Source organism: Moorena sp. SIO4A1 (genome assembly GCF_010672065.1).
Taxonomy (GTDB): Bacteria; Cyanobacteriota; Cyanobacteriia; order Cyanobacteriales; family Coleofasciculaceae; genus Moorena.
Genome location: NZ_JAAHHX010000495.1, coordinates 1 through 1764 on the forward strand (window position 1 = coordinate 1; position 1764 = coordinate 1764).

The window sequence follows — 1764 nt, forward strand, 5'->3', positions numbered from 1 at the left end:
CCTATTGTTACGACCTGAATCCTTACTAAATTCTTAATTCTAAATATGGTTAAACATTATGACGACTATTGAAGTGCGTCCTGTTAAGAATAAACAAGAGTTAGAGGATATGTACCACCAGCGGTGGCTTGTCTTCAGAAAACCCTTAGGTATGGAGAAAGAAACAGAACAAGACCAGTACGAAAGTAGTGCTTTTCATCTCGTTGCTATCTGTAATAATCAGGTCATTGGTTCAGCAAGATTAAGAGAATTGTCTCCCGGATTGGGCACTATTGCCTACGTTGGACTATTACCTGAATTTCGTCACCAAGGCATCGGAACTAAACTGATCGAAACATTAATTGAAAAAGCCAAAGCAAAGAATCTCAAAGCTTTGAGAGTAATGACTAGAATTAATGCCCTAGGTTTCTATAGTCGCCTTGGTTTTATAGCTGACGGTGAGCCATTTGATTATGTTGGCATCAGCCACCAATTTATGTACCTTAATATCTAGCAAAGGGAACAGGGAACAGGGAACAGGGAATAGGGAATAGGGAATAGGGAGTAGGTAATAATAACTCGATCTGTAAGATGCGTTATAAACGCACCCTACTAGTTGAGCTGACGGCTGACGGCTGACGGCTGACGGCTGACGGCTGACTGCTTACCTCTTAGCTTGCCATCTGCGGTTGATAAACTGGAAGAATTTCCAGCAATTCCGAGTAAAGGCAGAGATTCTTGATAGTATATTTAACAAACACTGACTCTTTCTGAGCACCACAAGACCCTTTCAGCTGCAATGTCTTACTTTCATCTTTAATCAATTCAGCACGACAATGGTAAATCAAGCCATTAGGTTTTTCAAAGCTGATCTCAGCTTGAATAGAATCCTGATTCGCATCTTCCTTAATAATTGAACCACCAACTTTATGCTTAAACCAATTCCATCCGTAGCGGAGGATAAGTTCCCTTTCCAATACCTGAATTTTAGTCGGTAGAATTCCCCAACCTCGATAAACTCGATTGAAGCATTCAAGATCACCACTACGGATTAAAATTGATTTAAATGAATCTTGATCTAAAACACCGTAGTATCTTCCATCTGGGAAATCAATCGCAGTGGGAGCAAACCGATGACCACCAAAGTGGCTAGCTTTCCAGAGTCTGACATTGGTTAAGGATAACTCATTAACAGTAGCTAAGGCTTTGCAGTAAAAAGGATTACCATACCTGGCGCAACACACATCATGGCTACCGTGGGTGCAAACTAAAATGTCTCTAGTGTCACTGTCTTGTGTTACACAGTTTGGCGTTTCTCCAGCTAAGAATTGTTTGACAATCCCAGCTACCTCACCAAGATTAGTCACATCAAACTCTAGCTTGCTGTACCCTTTTAACCTGGCTTCACCGTTGTGACTATAAATCAAAAGCTTAGTCTGATCGGCTTTTAGGGTTTTATTATTAGCAATCAGCAGGAATCTTACTGGCAGCTTACGGTGCTTCACCTCATCCACCAAACTCCTAAGATTCTCTGGAATATACTTAGAATCCATGGCATTAGACAGCCACGGTTGGCGGCATTCTACTAAAACATACACTTGGTAATTAGTGCCACTACCGATAATATCTTCGGCTAACTGCTGTGAATGGTCAGCACAAAAAAAAGTGTTCATCGTTTTGTCTCCTTAACTATCATTTTTTTTTAAACTATAAAAAAAATTATTAATTATATAGCACTACGTATTTATGAAACGCTCTTTTAGTGAACTTTTGCCTATTGCCTAT

General features: G+C 40.0%; 2 protein-coding genes. One reads left to right on the top strand and one right to left on the bottom strand.

The window, feature by feature from the left end; all coding sequences use genetic code 11:
• Nucleotides 1-58: 58 nt before the first annotated feature.
• The gene (locus F6K53_RS39840) at nucleotides 59-493 is read left to right on the top strand and encodes a GNAT family N-acetyltransferase (protein WP_293085545.1); all 435 of its coding nucleotides are present in this window, start codon (nucleotides 59-61) and stop codon (nucleotides 491-493) included.
• Between the two features lie 157 nt (nucleotides 494-650).
• Here the strand turns inward: F6K53_RS39840 and F6K53_RS39845 are convergent, their stop codons facing one another.
• Nucleotides 651-1652, bottom strand: a complete 1002-nt coding sequence (locus F6K53_RS39845; RefSeq protein ID WP_293085547.1) for a sucrase ferredoxin — start codon at nucleotides 1650-1652, stop codon at nucleotides 651-653.
• Nucleotides 1653-1764 lie beyond the last annotated feature (112 nt).

Excerpts from the sequence above, each read along its gene's own strand:
- F6K53_RS39840 (WP_293085545.1), top strand. The coding sequence starts at position 59 with ATGACGACTATTGAAGTGCGTCCTGTTAAGAATAAACAAGAGTTAGAG.
- F6K53_RS39845 (WP_293085547.1), bottom strand. The coding sequence starts at position 1,652 with ATGAACACTTTTTTTTGTGCTGACCATTCACAGCAGTTAGCCGAAGAT.